We start from the raw sequence: 13,488 nt of genomic DNA, 5'->3' as shown, positions 1-13,488 counted from the left end.
TTCCCTTGTTTTCGATTTCCCGCTGAATTGCCATGTCTCCGCTCTTTTTTCCCACCTTGCTGCAATGCGGAAACCCCATCGCCGCAGCGCCTGTGTTCAGGCAAAAAAAAACCCACGCAGGTTGTGCGTGGGTTGGAATCCACCGAGGTGGTGGAGGAGACAGACTTCACTATACATGCTTTGTTGCGACGCACCAAGCGCAATGTGTCAATGTCCGATGATGCGCACAATATTGTTGTAAGGGCGCGACACAGCAGCGGCCTGGCGGCTCAGCGGAAAAGGTATGCGGCGCCAACGGCACAAACGATGCCGGCCGCATCCGCTACCAGCGCGCAACCGAGCGCATGGCGCGTATTACGCACATTGATGCTGCCGAAATAGACCGCCAGCACATAGAAGGTGGTTTCGGTCGATCCCTGGATAATCGCCGCCAGGCGCCCCTGGAAGGAATCGACGCCGTAGGTCGTCATCACGTCGACCATCAGCCCGCGCGCCCCGGCGCCGGACAGGATCTTCATGAGCCCGACTGGCAGAGCCGGGACAAAGTCGGTGTTGACGCCCAGCATCGCGAACCCTTGCACGAGCCAGCCCATCAGCACGTCCATGCAGCCGGCGGCGCGGAACAGGCCAATGGCGATCAGGATCGCGACCAGATAGGGAATGATCTGCATCGCGACACCGAAGCCTTCCTTGGCCCCATCGATAAACGCCTCGTACACGTTGACCCGGCGCAGCGCACCGCAAATCAGAAAGAGGGTGATCAGGGACAGGATGAAGCCGGCGCCAGCCAGCGCCGTCACGGTGCCCACCTGCTCGGGAGGCGCATGCTGCAACCACGCGAACATTGCCCCGAGCAACGCCACCACCAGTCCGAACGTCACCAGCACGGCGGGCCGCAGCAGGTTGATCCGCTGGACCCAGGCTACCGCGAGCAGCCCGGCCAGGCAGGCGCCCCCGGTGGCCAGGAGCGTCGGCAAGAAGATATCGGCAGCGTTGAAGCCGACCAGCCCCTGCTTGACCGCGATGGCCTGACGAATGGCGATGACCGAAGTCGGGATCAGCGTCAGCCCGGCAGAGTTCAGCACGATGAACATGATCTGCGCGTCGGTGGCGACGTCCGGGCGCCGGTTCAGCGTCTGCAGTTCGCGCATGGCGTTCAGGCCCAGCGGCGTGGCGGCGTTGTCGAGCCCGAGCAGGTTGGCCGACACGTTCATCATCATCGCGCCTTGTGCCGGATGGCCCTGGGGCACCCCCGGAAAGAAGTGCCGCAGCAGCGGGTTCACCAGCCGGGCGAAAGCATCGACAACGCCGGCGCGTTCGCCGATGCGCATGATGCCTAGCCACAGGCTCATTACGCCGGCCAGTCCGAGCGCGATCTCGAAGGCGGTGCGGGCGCTGTCGAACAGGCTGCTGAGCATCGCCGGGAAGACGGCGAGGTCTCCCTGCGCCACGCGGACGCAGGCGGCTGAGAAGGAAATCAGGAAGAAGCCGAGCCAGACTACGTTCAGCGCCATCGGACAGAGAGGAAGCGGGAAAACGTGAAAAAACAAGGCCGGAAAGTTCCCGGCATGTCGCGCAACTCAGTCGATCACCGCCGCGCGCTCGGCGAGCAGTTCGCGCAAGACGGAGCGGTGGCATCGCGCTTCGTCCTCGCAATAGCAGCCCACCGAGAAATTGGTCTGGTGCGACAGTGCCGCCAACAGGTCCAGCGTGCGGCTGGCATCCGGTTCTGCCATTTCCTTGCGGAAATGCCGTACAAAGGCGCGCCATTGTTTATCGTCGGTCGCATGCAGCGCCTGGGTGACCAGTTCTGGCGACGGAGAAAGCGCCGGGTACCAGACATCATAGTAATCGCGGCTAGCAAACTCGGATTTGGGCACGCCCCGCGGAGGCCGGCGCACGGTACCGACGCGCAGGCCCTCGTTGGCCGCGCGCGGTGTACCCAGTCTTACGATTCTGATGGTCATGGGGATCCTGATTTGGCTCGGGGGCGCCTTGCCGTAGTGGCGGCGTTGTGCCCGGTTCGCTCCAGCCCAGATCATGAATCATGGTGTTGCAGCTGACAAACCGATGCTCATTGTCGTGGTCATTGAGAAGGAGTTTTCGGCGTCACCGAATTAATTCGTGGAATCACTTGCCAACCCCGCCGCGCTCGCTTACTATTCGCCCCCTCGCAACACAACGCGGTTCCTGCAAGGCAGGCGCAGCAAGGGTTGCGGGGTCGGCCGGGAGGTTGGCGCAGCGAGGTTTGCAGCGCCGGCCGCAGCAAAAAAGTTTGCTGAAACGGTTGACGAAACGAAGAAGGCTCTGCATAATCTCGTTTCTCTGCTGCAGACAACGCAGCGCGCTGAGCGGCAAAGCCGGGTGGCGAAGTTCTTTAACAAACAAACAACCGATAAGTGTGGGCGCTGGGTAGCGGACGCCGCTGTCTACGGACAGTGATGCTTCAAGTTATACAGTGCTCGCACAGCAAAACGTGACCGGGTCTTCGGATCTGGTCAGTCAGTTTTCTGAGAGTGAGCGACCGCTCGAAAGAGCGAGGGTCTTCGGACCCACACAGAGATTGAACTGAAGAGTTTGATCCTGGCTCAGATTGAACGCTGGCGGCATGCCTTACACATGCAAGTCGAACGGCAGCGCGGGCTTCGGCCTGGCGGCGAGTGGCGAACGGGTGAGTAATACATCGGAACGTGCCCTGTCGTGGGGGATAACTAGTCGAAAGATTAGCTAATACCGCATACGACCTGAGGGTGAAAGCGGGGGACCGCAAGGCCTCGCGCGACAGGAGCGGCCGATGTCTGATTAGCTAGTTGGTGGGGTAAAGGCCCACCAAGGCGACGATCAGTAGCTGGTCTGAGAGGACGATCAGCCACACTGGGACTGAGACACGGCCCAGACTCCTACGGGAGGCAGCAGTGGGGAATTTTGGACAATGGGGGCAACCCTGATCCAGCAATGCCGCGTGTGTGAAGAAGGCCTTCGGGTTGTAAAGCACTTTTGTCCGGAAAGAAATGGCGCTGGTTAATACCCGGCGTCGATGACGGTACCGGAAGAATAAGCACCGGCTAACTACGTGCCAGCAGCCGCGGTAATACGTAGGGTGCGAGCGTTAATCGGAATTACTGGGCGTAAAGCGTGCGCAGGCGGTTTGATAAGACAGGCGTGAAATCCCCGAGCTCAACTTGGGAATGGCGCTTGTGACTGTCAGGCTAGAGTATGTCAGAGGGGGGTAGAATTCCACGTGTAGCAGTGAAATGCGTAGAGATGTGGAGGAATACCGATGGCGAAGGCAGCCCCTGGGACGTCACTGACGCTCATGCACGAAAGCGTGGGGAGCAAACAGGATTAGATACCCTGGTAGTCCACGCCCTAAACGATGTCAACTAGTTGTTGGGGATTCATTTCTTCAGTAACGTAGCTAACGCGTGAAGTTGACCGCCTGGGGAGTACGGTCGCAAGATTAAAACTCAAAGGAATTGACGGGACCCGCACAAGCGGTGGATGATGTGGATTAATTCGATGCAACGCGAAAAACCTTACCTACCCTTGACATGCCACTAACGAAGCAGAGATGCATCAGGTGCCCGAAAGGGAAAGTGGACACAGGTGCTGCATGGCTGTCGTCAGCTCGTGTCGTGAGATGTTGGGTTAAGTCCCGCAACGAGCGCAACCCTTGTCTCTAGTTGCTACGAAAGGGCACTCTAGAGAGACTGCCGGTGACAAACCGGAGGAAGGTGGGGATGACGTCAAGTCCTCATGGCCCTTATGGGTAGGGCTTCACACGTCATACAATGGTGCGTACAGAGGGTTGCCAACCCGCGAGGGGGAGCTAATCCCAGAAAACGCATCGTAGTCCGGATCGTAGTCTGCAACTCGACTACGTGAAGCTGGAATCGCTAGTAATCGCGGATCAGCATGCCGCGGTGAATACGTTCCCGGGTCTTGTACACACCGCCCGTCACACCATGGGAGTGGGTTTTGCCAGAAGTAGTTAGCCTAACCGCAAGGAGGGCGATTACCACGGCAGGGTTCATGACTGGGGTGAAGTCGTAACAAGGTAGCCGTATCGGAAGGTGCGGCTGGATCACCTCCTTTCCAGAGGCTTGTGTCTCAAGCCTAGCGTTCACACTTATCGGTTTGTTTGCTGTTACAGCCAAGGGTCTGTAGCTCAGGTGGTTAGAGCACCGTCTTGATAAGGCGGGGGTCGTAGGTTCAAGTCCTACCAGACCCACCAAGTTATCCGAAGGGGGATTAGCTCAGCTGGGAGAGCACCTGCTTTGCAAGCAGGGGGTCGTCGGTTCGATCCCGTCATCCTCCACCACTACCTGGTACCTTGGATTGGTTGTCAAATGAAAGCGCCTCGCGACGATGAGGTTGCGAGTGTTTTCATTTGGCATTGCCAAGCGATCGCAAGATCGGCTGTTCTTTAACAATATGGGATGTAGTAAAGGTGTCACGGTGCGTTGATGAGACGCACATGTAGTTTAACGTGATACCGGGTTGTGATTGTATCAACCAAAGTATTTAAGTGATCGAAAGATGACTTGGAATACGGCACAAATGCGAGAACTCAACCTGTAGTGAGCGTGTCGATGAGACACACTTGTTATAGGGTCAAGCGAACAAGTGCATGTGGTGGATGCCTTGGCGATCACAGGCGATGAAGGACGCGGTAGCCTGCGAAAAGCTTCGGGGAGCTGGCAAACAAGCTTTGATCCGGAGATGTCCGAATGGGGAAACCCGGCCCGTATGGGTCATCCCACACTGAATCCATAGGTGTGGGAAGCGAACGCGGCGAACTGAAACATCTAAGTAGCTGCAGGAACAGAAATCAACCGAGATTCCCAAAGTAGTGGCGAACGAAATGGGAAGAGCCTTGCACTCTTTAGCAGGACTGTTAGCAAAACGGGATGGAAAGCCCGGCCATAGCAGGTGATAGCCCTGTATGCGAAAACAGACTTGTGGAACTAGGTGTGCGACAAGTAGGGCGGGACACGTGAAATCCTGTCTGAAGATGGGGGGACCATCCTCCAAGGCTAAATACTCGTGATCGACCGATAGTGAACCAGTACCGTGAGGGAAAGGCGAAAAGAACCCCGGGAGGGGAGTGAAATAGATCCTGAAACCGCATGCATACAAACAGTCGGAGCCTCGTAAGGGGTGACGGCGTACCTTTTGTATAATGGGTCAGCGACTTACATTCAGTGGCAAGCTTAACCGATTAGGGAAGGCGTAGCGAAAGCGAGTCCGAACAGGGCGTTGAGTCGCTGGGTGTAGACCCGAAACCAGATGATCTATCCATGGCCAGGTTGAAGGTGCGGTAACACGTACTGGAGGACCGAACCCACTAACGTTGAAAAGTTAGGGGATGAGCTGTGGATAGGGGTGAAAGGCTAAACAAATCTGGAAATAGCTGGTTCTCTCCGAAAACTATTTAGGTAGTGCCTCGTGTCTCACCTTCGGGGGTAGAGCACTGTCATGGTTGGGGGGTCTATTGCTGATTACCCCGCCATAGCAAACTCCGAATACCGAAGAGTGCAATCACGGGAGACAGACATCGGGTGCTAACGTCCGGTGTCAAGAGGGAAACAACCCAGACCGCCAGCTAAGGTCCCAAAGATTGGCTAAGTGGGAAACGAAGTGGGAAGGCTAAAACAGTCAGGAGGTTGGCTTAGAAGCAGCCACCCTTTAAAGAAAGCGTAATAGCTCACTGATCGAGTCGTCCTGCGCGGAAGATGTAACGGGGCTAAGCCAGTCACCGAAGCTGCGGACGCACGCAAGTGCGTGGTAGGAGAGCGTTCTGTAAGCCTGTGAAGGTGTCTTGTAAAGGATGCTGGAGGTATCAGAAGTGCGAATGCTGACATGAGTAGCGATAAAGGGGGTGAAAGGCCCCCTCGCCGTAAGCCCAAGGTTTCCTACGCAACGTTCATCGGCGTAGGGTGAGTCGGCCCCTAAGGCGAGGCAGAGATGCGTAGCTGATGGGAAGCAGGTTAATATTCCTGCACCGTCGTATGATGCGATGGGGGGACGGATCGCGGAAGGTTGTCCGGGTGTTGGAAGTCCCGGTCCCTGCATTGGAGAAGGCGCTCAGGCAAATCCGGGCGCGGGATTCAAGAGTGTGGGGCGAGCGGCCTAGTGCTGCGAAGCAATTGGAAGTGGTTCCAAGAAAAGCCTCTAAGCTTCAGTCATACGAGACCGTACCGCAAACCGACACAGGTGGGCGAGATGAGTATTCTAAGGCGCTTGAGAGAACTCGGGAGAAGGAACTCGGCAAATTGGTACCGTAACTTCGGGATAAGGTACGCCCTGGTAGCTTGACTGGCCTGCGCCAGAAGGGTGAAGGGGTTGCAATAAAATGGTGGCTGCGACTGTTTAATAAAAACACAGCACTCTGCAAACACGAAAGTGGACGTATAGGGTGTGACGCCTGCCCGGTGCCGGAAGATTAAATGATGGGGTGCAAGCTCTTGATTGAAGTCCCGGTAAACGGCGGCCGTAACTATAACGGTCCTAAGGTAGCGAAATTCCTTGTCGGGTAAGTTCCGACCTGCACGAATGGCGTAACGATGGCCACACTGTCTCCTCCCGAGACTCAGCGAAGTTGAAGTGTTTGTGATGATGCAATCTCCCCGCGGCTAGACGGAAAGACCCCATGAACCTTTACTGTAGCTTTGCATTGGACTTTGAACCGATCTGTGTAGGATAGGTGGGAGGCTTTGAAGCGTGGACGCTAGTCTACGTGGAGCCGTCCTTGAAATACCACCCTGGTTTGTTTGAGGTTCTAACCTTGGCCCGTGAATCCGGGTCGGGGACAGTGCATGGTAGGCAGTTTGACTGGGGCGGTCTCCTCCCAAAGTGTAACGGAGGAGTTCGAAGGTACGCTTGGTACGGTCGGACATCGTACCTAAAGTGCAATGGCAAAAGCGTGCTTAACTGCGAGACCGACAAGTCGAGCAGGTGCGAAAGCAGGACATAGTGATCCGGTGGTTCTGAATGGAAGGGCCATCGCTCAACGGATAAAAGGTACTCTGGGGATAACAGGCTGATACCGCCCAAGAGTTCATATCGACGGCGGTGTTTGGCACCTCGATGTCGGCTCATCTCATCCTGGGGCTGTAGCCGGTCCCAAGGGTATGGCTGTTCGCCATTTAAAGAGGTACGTGAGCTGGGTTTAAAACGTCGTGAGACAGTTTGGTCCCTATCTGCCGTGGGCGTTGGAATCTTGACGGGGGCTGCTCCTAGTACGAGAGGACCGGAGTGGACGTACCGCTGGTGTACCTGTTGTCTCGCCAGAGGCATCGCAGGGTAGCTATGTACGGAAGAGATAACCGCTGAAAGCATCTAAGCGGGAAACTCGCCTGAAGATGAGGATTCCCTGGCGGCTTGACCGCCTTGAAGGGTCGTTCGAGACCAGGACGTTGATAGGCTGGGTGTGGAAGCGCAGTAATGCGTTAAGCTAACCAGTACTAATTGCCCGTAAGGCTTGATCCTATAACCAGTGTGTTTCACCTGGTGAGCGATCGCCTTGTGCCTCGATACACACACAACCAACACTACATCCCGATTCGTGACGCTGTCCCCAGGACAGCGCCACAACCCCTCATGCCTGGTGACCATAGCGAGTTGGAACCACCCCTTCCCATCCCGAACAGGTCCGTGAAACGACTCCGCGCCGATGATAGTGCGGATTACCCGTGTGAAAGTAGGTCATCGCCAGGCTCTTATTGTGCAAAACCCCTCGACAGCGTGTGCTGCGAGGGGTTTTTGCTTTTTCGTCGCCGGTTCGCTGGCCGCCGCGCAGTTCCGCCAGGCCGCGCCAGAGCCGCCAGCAAACGTCCTGCAGAGCCCCTATAGGGTGAGAACGCAGAAATCTAAACTGCGCTTGTGGGAGCGATCAGGCAGCGCCAGCCGTCACGCCGGAACGCCCTCCCGATGCCTTGGCAGCACAGCATCCGCAACGGAAAGTGCTTGACAAGAGCGGCGAGGAAGCCCATAATCGATAGTTCTCTGCGGAGAGGTGCCCGAGTGGCTAAAGGGGGCAGACTGTAAATCTGTTGGCTTACGCCTACGCTGGTTCGAATCCAGCCCTCTCCACCAGAATGCAAGACAGCAGCCGGCAAAGCCGGTGAAGAAGCAGGAAAGACCCAGGCGGGTGTAGCTCAATGGTAGAGCAGAAGCCTTCCAAGCTTACGACGAGGGTTCGATTCCCTTCACCCGCTCCAGTCGCGCGGTTGCTGTCATAAAGTAGTACGTCTAGTTTCGCCCATGTGGCTCAGTGGTAGAGCACTCCCTTGGTAAGGGAGAGGTCGGCAGTTCGATCCTGCCCATGGGCACCAAATACCACGCACTGGCAATATCGCTACCGAGACAGGAGTCGCGAAATGGCAAAGGAAAAGTTCGAGCGGACCAAGCCGCACGTGAACGTTGGTACGATTGGTCACGTTGACCATGGCAAGACCACGCTGACCGCAGCGATCGCCACGGTGCTGGCAGCGAAGTTCGGCGGTGCCGCCAAGAAGTACGACGAAATCGACGCAGCGCCGGAAGAAAAGGCCCGCGGTATTACCATCAACACCGCGCACGTCGAATACGAGACGGCCAACCGCCACTACGCGCACGTTGACTGCCCGGGCCACGCCGACTATGTGAAGAACATGATCACGGGTGCCGCCCAGATGGACGGCGCGATCCTGGTGTGCTCGGCCGCTGACGGCCCGATGCCGCAGACCCGCGAGCACATCCTGCTGGCTCGCCAGGTTGGCGTGCCGTACATCATCGTGTTCCTGAACAAGTGCGACATGGTGGACGACGCCGAACTGCTCGAGCTGGTCGAGATGGAAGTGCGCGAGCTGCTGAGCAAGTACGAGTTCCCCGGCGACGACACCCCGATCATCAAGGGTTCGGCCAAGCTGGCGCTGGAAGGCGACAAGGGCGAACTGGGCGAAGTGGCCATCATGAACCTGGCCGACGCGCTGGACAACTACATCCCGACGCCGGAGCGTGCCGTTGACGGTACCTTCCTGATGCCGGTGGAAGACGTGTTCTCGATCTCGGGTCGCGGCACCGTGGTGACCGGCCGTATCGAGCGCGGCGTGATCAAGGTCGGCGAAGAAATCGAAATCGTCGGTATCAAGCCGACCGTGAAGACCACCTGCACCGGCGTGGAAATGTTCCGCAAGCTGCTGGACCAGGGCCAGGCTGGCGACAACGTCGGTCTGCTGCTGCGCGGCACCAAGCGTGAAGACGTCGAGCGCGGCCAGGTGCTGTGCAAGCCGGGCTCGATCAAGCCGCACACCCACTTCACCGGCGAGGTGTACATCCTGTCGAAGGACGAAGGCGGCCGTCACACCCCGTTCTTCAACAACTACCGCCCGCAGTTCTATTTCCGCACCACCGACGTGACCGGCTCGATCGAGCTGCCGAAGGACAAGGAAATGGTCATGCCGGGTGACAACGTGTCGATCACGGTCAAGCTGATCGCCCCGATCGCCATGGAAGAAGGCCTGCGCTTCGCTATCCGCGAAGGTGGCCGTACCGTCGGCGCCGGCGTCGTGGCAAAGATCCTCGACTAAGCTGTTCGATAGCGAATGCGGCACCAACCGGCCGCATTTGTTGCCAGAGGGGTTGGCGCAAGCGTCGACCCCGAAGTTGTTTTAGGGGTATAGCTCAACTGGCAGAGCGTCGGTCTCCAAAACCGAAGGTTGGGGGTTCGATTCCCTCTGCCCCTGCCAAATCAATCAGCCGCGTCGCGAGGAACAATCGTGACGCGGCTTAGTCTCGTTTGCGAAACATGGCCAATCCCAATGTTGAAACCGTGAATGCCAGCAGCGGCAAGTGGATGCTTGGCGTCGCGGTGCTGCTGGTGGTGGCGGGCGTCATCGGTTTCTATGCACTGGCACAGCAACCGTCTTATGTACGTGGCGCCGCACTGTTCGGTGGTATTGCACTGGGTATCGCGGTTGCGCTGGTGTCGGCACCGGGCAAGGACTTTATCGGGTTCGCCAAGGAATCGTATCGGGAAGTTCGCAAGGTCGTCTGGCCGACGCGCAAGGAAGCCGGGCAGATGACGGGACTGGTTTTTGTCTTTGTCGTCGTCATGGCCCTGTTCCTGTGGTCGGCGGACAAGCTCATCGAGTGGGTCGTGTTCTCGCTCGTGCTGGGCTGGAAATAAGAGGTAGCACATGACGGATAACGCCCAGCAGGAAAACGCCGCGCCGGAATCGCCTTCGTCGAAGAAGCGCTGGTATGTCGTGCATGCCTACTCCGGCATGGAGAAGAGCGTGCAACGCGCGCTGCAGGAGCGCATCGAGCGCGCCGAGATGCAGGACAAGTTTGGCCGCATCCTGGTGCCGTCCGAAGAAGTGGTGGAAATCAAGGGTGGCCACAAGTCGGTCACCGAGCGTCGTTTCTTCCCCGGCTACGTGCTGGTCGAGATGGAAATGACCGACGAGACCTGGCACCTGGTGAAGAACACCAGCAAGGTCACAGGTTTCGTGGGCGGTGCCCGCAATCGCCCGAGCCCGATTTCGCAGCGCGAAGTCGACAAGATCATGACCCAGATGCAGGAAGGGGTCGAGAAGCCGCGTCCCAAGACGCTGTTCGAAGTGGGCGAAATGGTGCGCGTCAAGGATGGTCCGTTCACCGACTTCAACGGCAACGTGGAAGAAGTGAACTACGAGAAATCGCGCCTGCGCGTCTCGGTCACCATCTTCGGGCGTGCCACGCCGGTCGAGCTCGAGTTCGGTCAGGTCGAGAAGGTTTAAAGAATTTGCAGGTTGTCGGCCGAAGGGGCGGCAACCGGCAAAGGCAGTGCCCCAGGGCACTGCCAAAGAGGAGCGTGAGGCCGTGCCAACGGTGCGGCGACAGCGCGTTACGACTCAACAGGATCGCAACCCCTCCGTGGAGCGGTCCGGATTGGAGTAGAGATGGCCAAGAAGATCATTGGCTTTATCAAGCTGCAGATTCCGGCTGGTAAGGCAAATCCCTCCCCGCCCGTTGGTCCCGCACTGGGTCAGCGTGGTCTGAACATCATGGAGTTCTGCAAGGCGTTCAACGCCCAGACCCAAGGCATGGAGCCTGGTCTGCCGGTGCCGGTGGTGATTACCGCCTTCGCCGACAAGAGCTTCACCTTCGTGATGAAGTCGCCGCCGGCGACCGTGCTGATCAAGAAGGCAGCCGGCATCACCAAGGGTTCGCCGAAGCCCCACACCGACAAGGTTGGCAAGATCACCCGCGCCCAGGCTGAAGAAATCGCCAAGGCCAAGAACGCTGACCTGACCGCCGCCGACCTGGACGCCGCCGTGCGTACCATCGCCGGTTCGGCTCGTTCGATGGGCATCACCGTGGAGGGTCTGTAAATGGCTAAGGTTTCCAAGCGCGTCGCCGCCAACAAGGCGAAGATCGAGCGTACCAAGTTCTACCCGATCGACGAGGCCCTGGGCCTGGTGAAGGGCTGCGCCTCGGCGAAGTTCGACGAATCGATCGACGTGGCCGTGCAACTGGGCATCGACGCCAAGAAGTCGGACCAGGTGGTTCGTGGTTCCGTGGTGCTGCCCGCCGGTACCGGCAAGTCGGTGCGCGTGGCTGTGTTCGCCCAGGGCGAGAAGGCCGAGGCCGCCAAGGCCGCCGGTGCTGACATCGTCGGCATGGAAGACCTGGCCGAGCAAGTCAAGGCCGGCAACCTGAACTTCGACGTCGTGATCGCTTCGCCGGACACGATGCGTATCGTCGGTACGCTGGGCCAGATCCTGGGCCCGCGCGGCCTGATGCCGAACCCGAAGGTCGGTACCGTGACCCCCGACGTGGCCCAGGCTGTGAAGAACGCCAAGGCCGGTCAGGTCCAGTTCCGTGTCGACAAGGCCGGTATCATCCACGCCACCATCGGCCGCCGTTCGTTCGAAGACACCGCGCTGAAGAGCAACCTGGCCGCGCTGCTGGACGCGCTGGTCAAGGCCAAGCCGGCCACCAGCAAGGGCGTGTACCTGCGCAAGGTCGCCGTTTCGTCGACCATGGGCGTCGGCGTGCGTGTCGATCAGGCTACGCTGGCAGCCTGAGCTGACGGCAGATTGCTGACCGGCACCCGATAACACCGGTCGGCAAGAAGAATTGAAGACCCTGGCCAATGGCGAGGGTCGTCTCCGGACCGCAAGGAATGGAGCATGGCTTTGGGCAGTGGTGTCCGGCCGGATGCGCAAGCATCGGCGGGCACTGCTGGTTATCAAAGACCGCTGGTGTCCTTGTCCGCGGCAGTGTTGCGGTGAGGGCTTAATCGGTCGGAACGTGCGGGAAGGCCTCCAAGCCTGAGCGACGTCCTCCGGCCAGCCAGCGCAGATGGCGCACCCGAAGGGATTGAAGCAACCGGGCACTGACCCGGGTGATTCGGGCCAATCGGACGCCGTTCGTTTGTGCTGACGTGAAGGCTCCGGTATTGCCGGAGACACAGCGTCATTTTGGAGCTTAACCGTGCCACTCAATATTGAAGATAAGAAGGCCGTCGTTGCTGAGGTCTCGGCGCAAGTCGCCAAGGCCCAGACCATCGTCGTCGCCGAATATCGCGGCATTGCGGTTGGCGATCTGACCAAGCTGCGTGCTGCCGCTCGCCAGCAAGGCGTGTACCTGCGTGTTCTGAAAAACACGCTGGCTCGCCGCGCCGTCGAAGGTACGCCGTTTGCAGGCCTCGCAGAGCAGATGACCGGTCCGCTGATCTACGGTATTTCCGAAGATGCAGTGGCCTCGGCCAAGGTTCTGAACGACTTCGCCAAGACCAACGACAAGCTGGTCCTGCGCGCCGGGTCGTATGACGGCAAGGTTCTCGACGCTGCCGCCGTGAAGGCGCTGGCCTCGATCCCGACCCGCGACGAACTGATTGCTCAGCTGCTGGGCGTGATGCAGGCACCGGTGTCGGGCTTCGCCCGTCTGCTGGCTGCTCTGGCCGCCAAGAAGGAAGAAGGCGCTCCCGCGGAAGCGGAAGCTGCCGGCGCCTAAGGCAATCCAGGCCGCGCATCGCAAGATCGCATTACCGATACCGAATCAAATCTAGTAGGAGTATTTCAAATGGCAATCACCAAAGACGACATCCTGGAAGCCGTTGGCGCGATGTCCGTGATGGAACTGAACGACCTGGTCAAGGCGTTCGAAGAGAAGTTTGGCGTGTCGGCTGCTGCCATGGCCGTGGCTGCTGCTCCGGGCGCTGGCGGTGCCGCCGCTGCTGAAGAGCAGACCGAGTTCAACGTGATCCTGGCCGAAGTCGGCGCCAACAAGGTCGGCGTCATCAAGGCCGTTCGCGAAATCACCGGCCTGGGCCTGAAGGAAGCCAAGGACCTGGTCGATGGCGCACCGAAGCCCGTCAAGGAAGGCGTGGACAAGGCTGCCGCTGCCGAAGCCAAGAAGAAGCTGGAAGACGCTGGCGCCAAGGTCGACGTCAAGTAATGCTGTACTCGCGTGCCCTCGCGGCACGCGAATGGGGCTGGCAAAGGGATATTCCCGGCG

At 58.8% G+C, this 13,488-nt stretch carries 10 protein-coding genes, 6 tRNA genes and 3 rRNA genes; 17 read left to right on the top strand and 2 right to left on the bottom strand.

All coding sequences use genetic code 11. From position 1 onward, the window contains the following. Positions 1-269 precede the first annotated feature (269 nt). Both CBM2586_RS15505 and CBM2586_RS15500 read right to left on the bottom strand, forming a co-directional pair. On the bottom strand, positions 270-1,514 hold the full coding sequence (locus CBM2586_RS15505; protein WP_115663662.1) for a nucleoside recognition domain-containing protein: 1,245 nt from the start codon (positions 1,512-1,514) through the stop codon (positions 270-272). 66 nt (positions 1,515-1,580) lie between these two features. After that, a complete protein-coding gene (locus CBM2586_RS15500) occupies positions 1,581-1,967 on the bottom strand; it encodes a DUF488 domain-containing protein (RefSeq protein ID WP_115688321.1) in 387 nt (128 codons plus the stop codon). Between the two features lie 157 nt (positions 1,968-2,124). Here CBM2586_RS15500 and CBM2586_RS15495 point away from each other — a divergent pair, with 157 nt between their 5' ends. From CBM2586_RS15495 to rplL, 17 genes are all read left to right on the top strand, one after another. Then, positions 2,125-2,442: a hypothetical protein gene (locus CBM2586_RS15495; RefSeq protein ID WP_145987410.1), complete on the top strand. Its 318-nt coding sequence runs from the start codon at positions 2,125-2,127 to the stop codon at positions 2,440-2,442. 123 nt (positions 2,443-2,565) lie between these two features. Then, positions 2,566-4,095, top strand: a 16S ribosomal RNA gene (locus CBM2586_RS15490). Positions 4,096-4,157: 62 nt separating this feature from the next. Next, positions 4,158-4,234 (top strand) — tRNA-Ile (locus CBM2586_RS15485). A gap of 11 nt (positions 4,235-4,245) precedes the next feature. Then, a tRNA-Ala gene (locus CBM2586_RS15480) sits at positions 4,246-4,321 on the top strand. A gap of 291 nt (positions 4,322-4,612) precedes the next feature. Then, positions 4,613-7,491 (top strand): 23S ribosomal RNA (locus tag CBM2586_RS15475). 114 nt (positions 7,492-7,605) lie between these two features. Next, positions 7,606-7,719 (top strand): 5S ribosomal RNA (gene rrf / locus CBM2586_RS15470). The 16S, 23S and 5S rRNA genes sit together here with 5 tRNA genes alongside, the layout of an rRNA operon. Before the next feature lie 292 nt (positions 7,720-8,011). Beyond that, positions 8,012-8,097 (top strand) — tRNA-Tyr (locus tag CBM2586_RS15465). 51 nt (positions 8,098-8,148) lie between these two features. Further along, positions 8,149-8,222, top strand: a tRNA-Gly gene (locus CBM2586_RS15460). Between the two features lie 39 nt (positions 8,223-8,261). After that, positions 8,262-8,336: transfer RNA gene (locus tag CBM2586_RS15455), tRNA-Thr, on the top strand. Positions 8,337-8,381: 45 nt separating this feature from the next. After that, positions 8,382-9,572 (top strand): elongation factor Tu, encoded by a 1,191-nt coding sequence (tuf, locus tag CBM2586_RS15450; protein WP_115688315.1) that lies wholly within the window; start codon positions 8,382-8,384, stop codon positions 9,570-9,572. 83 nt (positions 9,573-9,655) lie between these two features. After that, positions 9,656-9,731: transfer RNA gene (locus tag CBM2586_RS15445), tRNA-Trp, on the top strand. 59 nt (positions 9,732-9,790) lie between these two features. After that, positions 9,791-10,171, top strand: coding sequence for a preprotein translocase subunit SecE (gene secE / locus CBM2586_RS15440; RefSeq protein ID WP_115660925.1), 381 nt, complete (start codon positions 9,791-9,793; stop codon positions 10,169-10,171). 10 nt (positions 10,172-10,181) lie between these two features. After that, positions 10,182-10,763 carry a transcription termination/antitermination protein NusG gene (gene nusG, locus CBM2586_RS15435; RefSeq protein ID WP_115660926.1) on the top strand — a complete coding sequence of 194 codons (582 nt, stop codon included), beginning with the start codon at positions 10,182-10,184 and terminating at the stop codon, positions 10,761-10,763. Positions 10,764-10,925: 162 nt separating this feature from the next. Beyond that, positions 10,926-11,357 carry a 50S ribosomal protein L11 gene (rplK, locus tag CBM2586_RS15430; protein ID WP_010810467.1) on the top strand — a complete coding sequence of 144 codons (432 nt, stop codon included), beginning with the start codon at positions 10,926-10,928 and terminating at the stop codon, positions 11,355-11,357. Then, positions 11,358-12,053, top strand: a complete 696-nt coding sequence (gene rplA, locus CBM2586_RS15425) for a 50S ribosomal protein L1 (protein ID WP_042882511.1) — start codon at positions 11,358-11,360, stop codon at positions 12,051-12,053. It abuts the gene before it with no gap. A 409-nt stretch (positions 12,054-12,462) separates the two neighbouring features. Continuing rightward, entirely contained in the window at positions 12,463-12,984 is a 522-nt protein-coding gene (gene rplJ, locus CBM2586_RS15420) for a 50S ribosomal protein L10 (RefSeq protein ID WP_115660927.1), read from the top strand. A 69-nt stretch (positions 12,985-13,053) separates the two neighbouring features. Continuing rightward, entirely contained in the window at positions 13,054-13,428 is a 375-nt protein-coding gene (gene rplL, locus CBM2586_RS15415) for a 50S ribosomal protein L7/L12 (protein WP_010810464.1), read from the top strand. Positions 13,429-13,488: the final 60 nt, after the last annotated feature.

Source organism: Cupriavidus taiwanensis, from assembly GCF_900250115.1.
Classification (GTDB): Bacteria; Pseudomonadota; Gammaproteobacteria; order Burkholderiales; family Burkholderiaceae; genus Cupriavidus; species Cupriavidus taiwanensis_B.
The sequence above is the reverse complement of the archived record's forward strand: the minus strand, read 5'-3'. Positions and strand labels throughout refer to the sequence as shown.

Bases quoted from the DNA above. Each gene is read 5' to 3' on its own strand.
- nusG (WP_115660926.1), top strand. From the start codon at position 10,182: ATGACGGATAACGCCCAGCAGGAAAACGCCGCGCCGGAATCGCCTTCG.
- tuf (WP_115688315.1), top strand. From the start codon at position 8,382: ATGGCAAAGGAAAAGTTCGAGCGGACCAAGCCGCACGTGAACGTTGGT.
- CBM2586_RS15500 (WP_115688321.1), bottom strand. From the start codon at position 1,967: ATGACCATCAGAATCGTAAGACTGGGTACACCGCGCGCGGCCAACGAG.
- rplL (WP_010810464.1), top strand. From the start codon at position 13,054: ATGGCAATCACCAAAGACGACATCCTGGAAGCCGTTGGCGCGATGTCC.
- rplA (WP_042882511.1), top strand. From the start codon at position 11,358: ATGGCTAAGGTTTCCAAGCGCGTCGCCGCCAACAAGGCGAAGATCGAG.
- secE (WP_115660925.1), top strand. From the start codon at position 9,791: ATGGCCAATCCCAATGTTGAAACCGTGAATGCCAGCAGCGGCAAGTGG.
- rplK (WP_010810467.1), top strand. From the start codon at position 10,926: ATGGCCAAGAAGATCATTGGCTTTATCAAGCTGCAGATTCCGGCTGGT.
- CBM2586_RS15505 (WP_115663662.1), bottom strand. From the start codon at position 1,514: ATGGCGCTGAACGTAGTCTGGCTCGGCTTCTTCCTGATTTCCTTCTCA.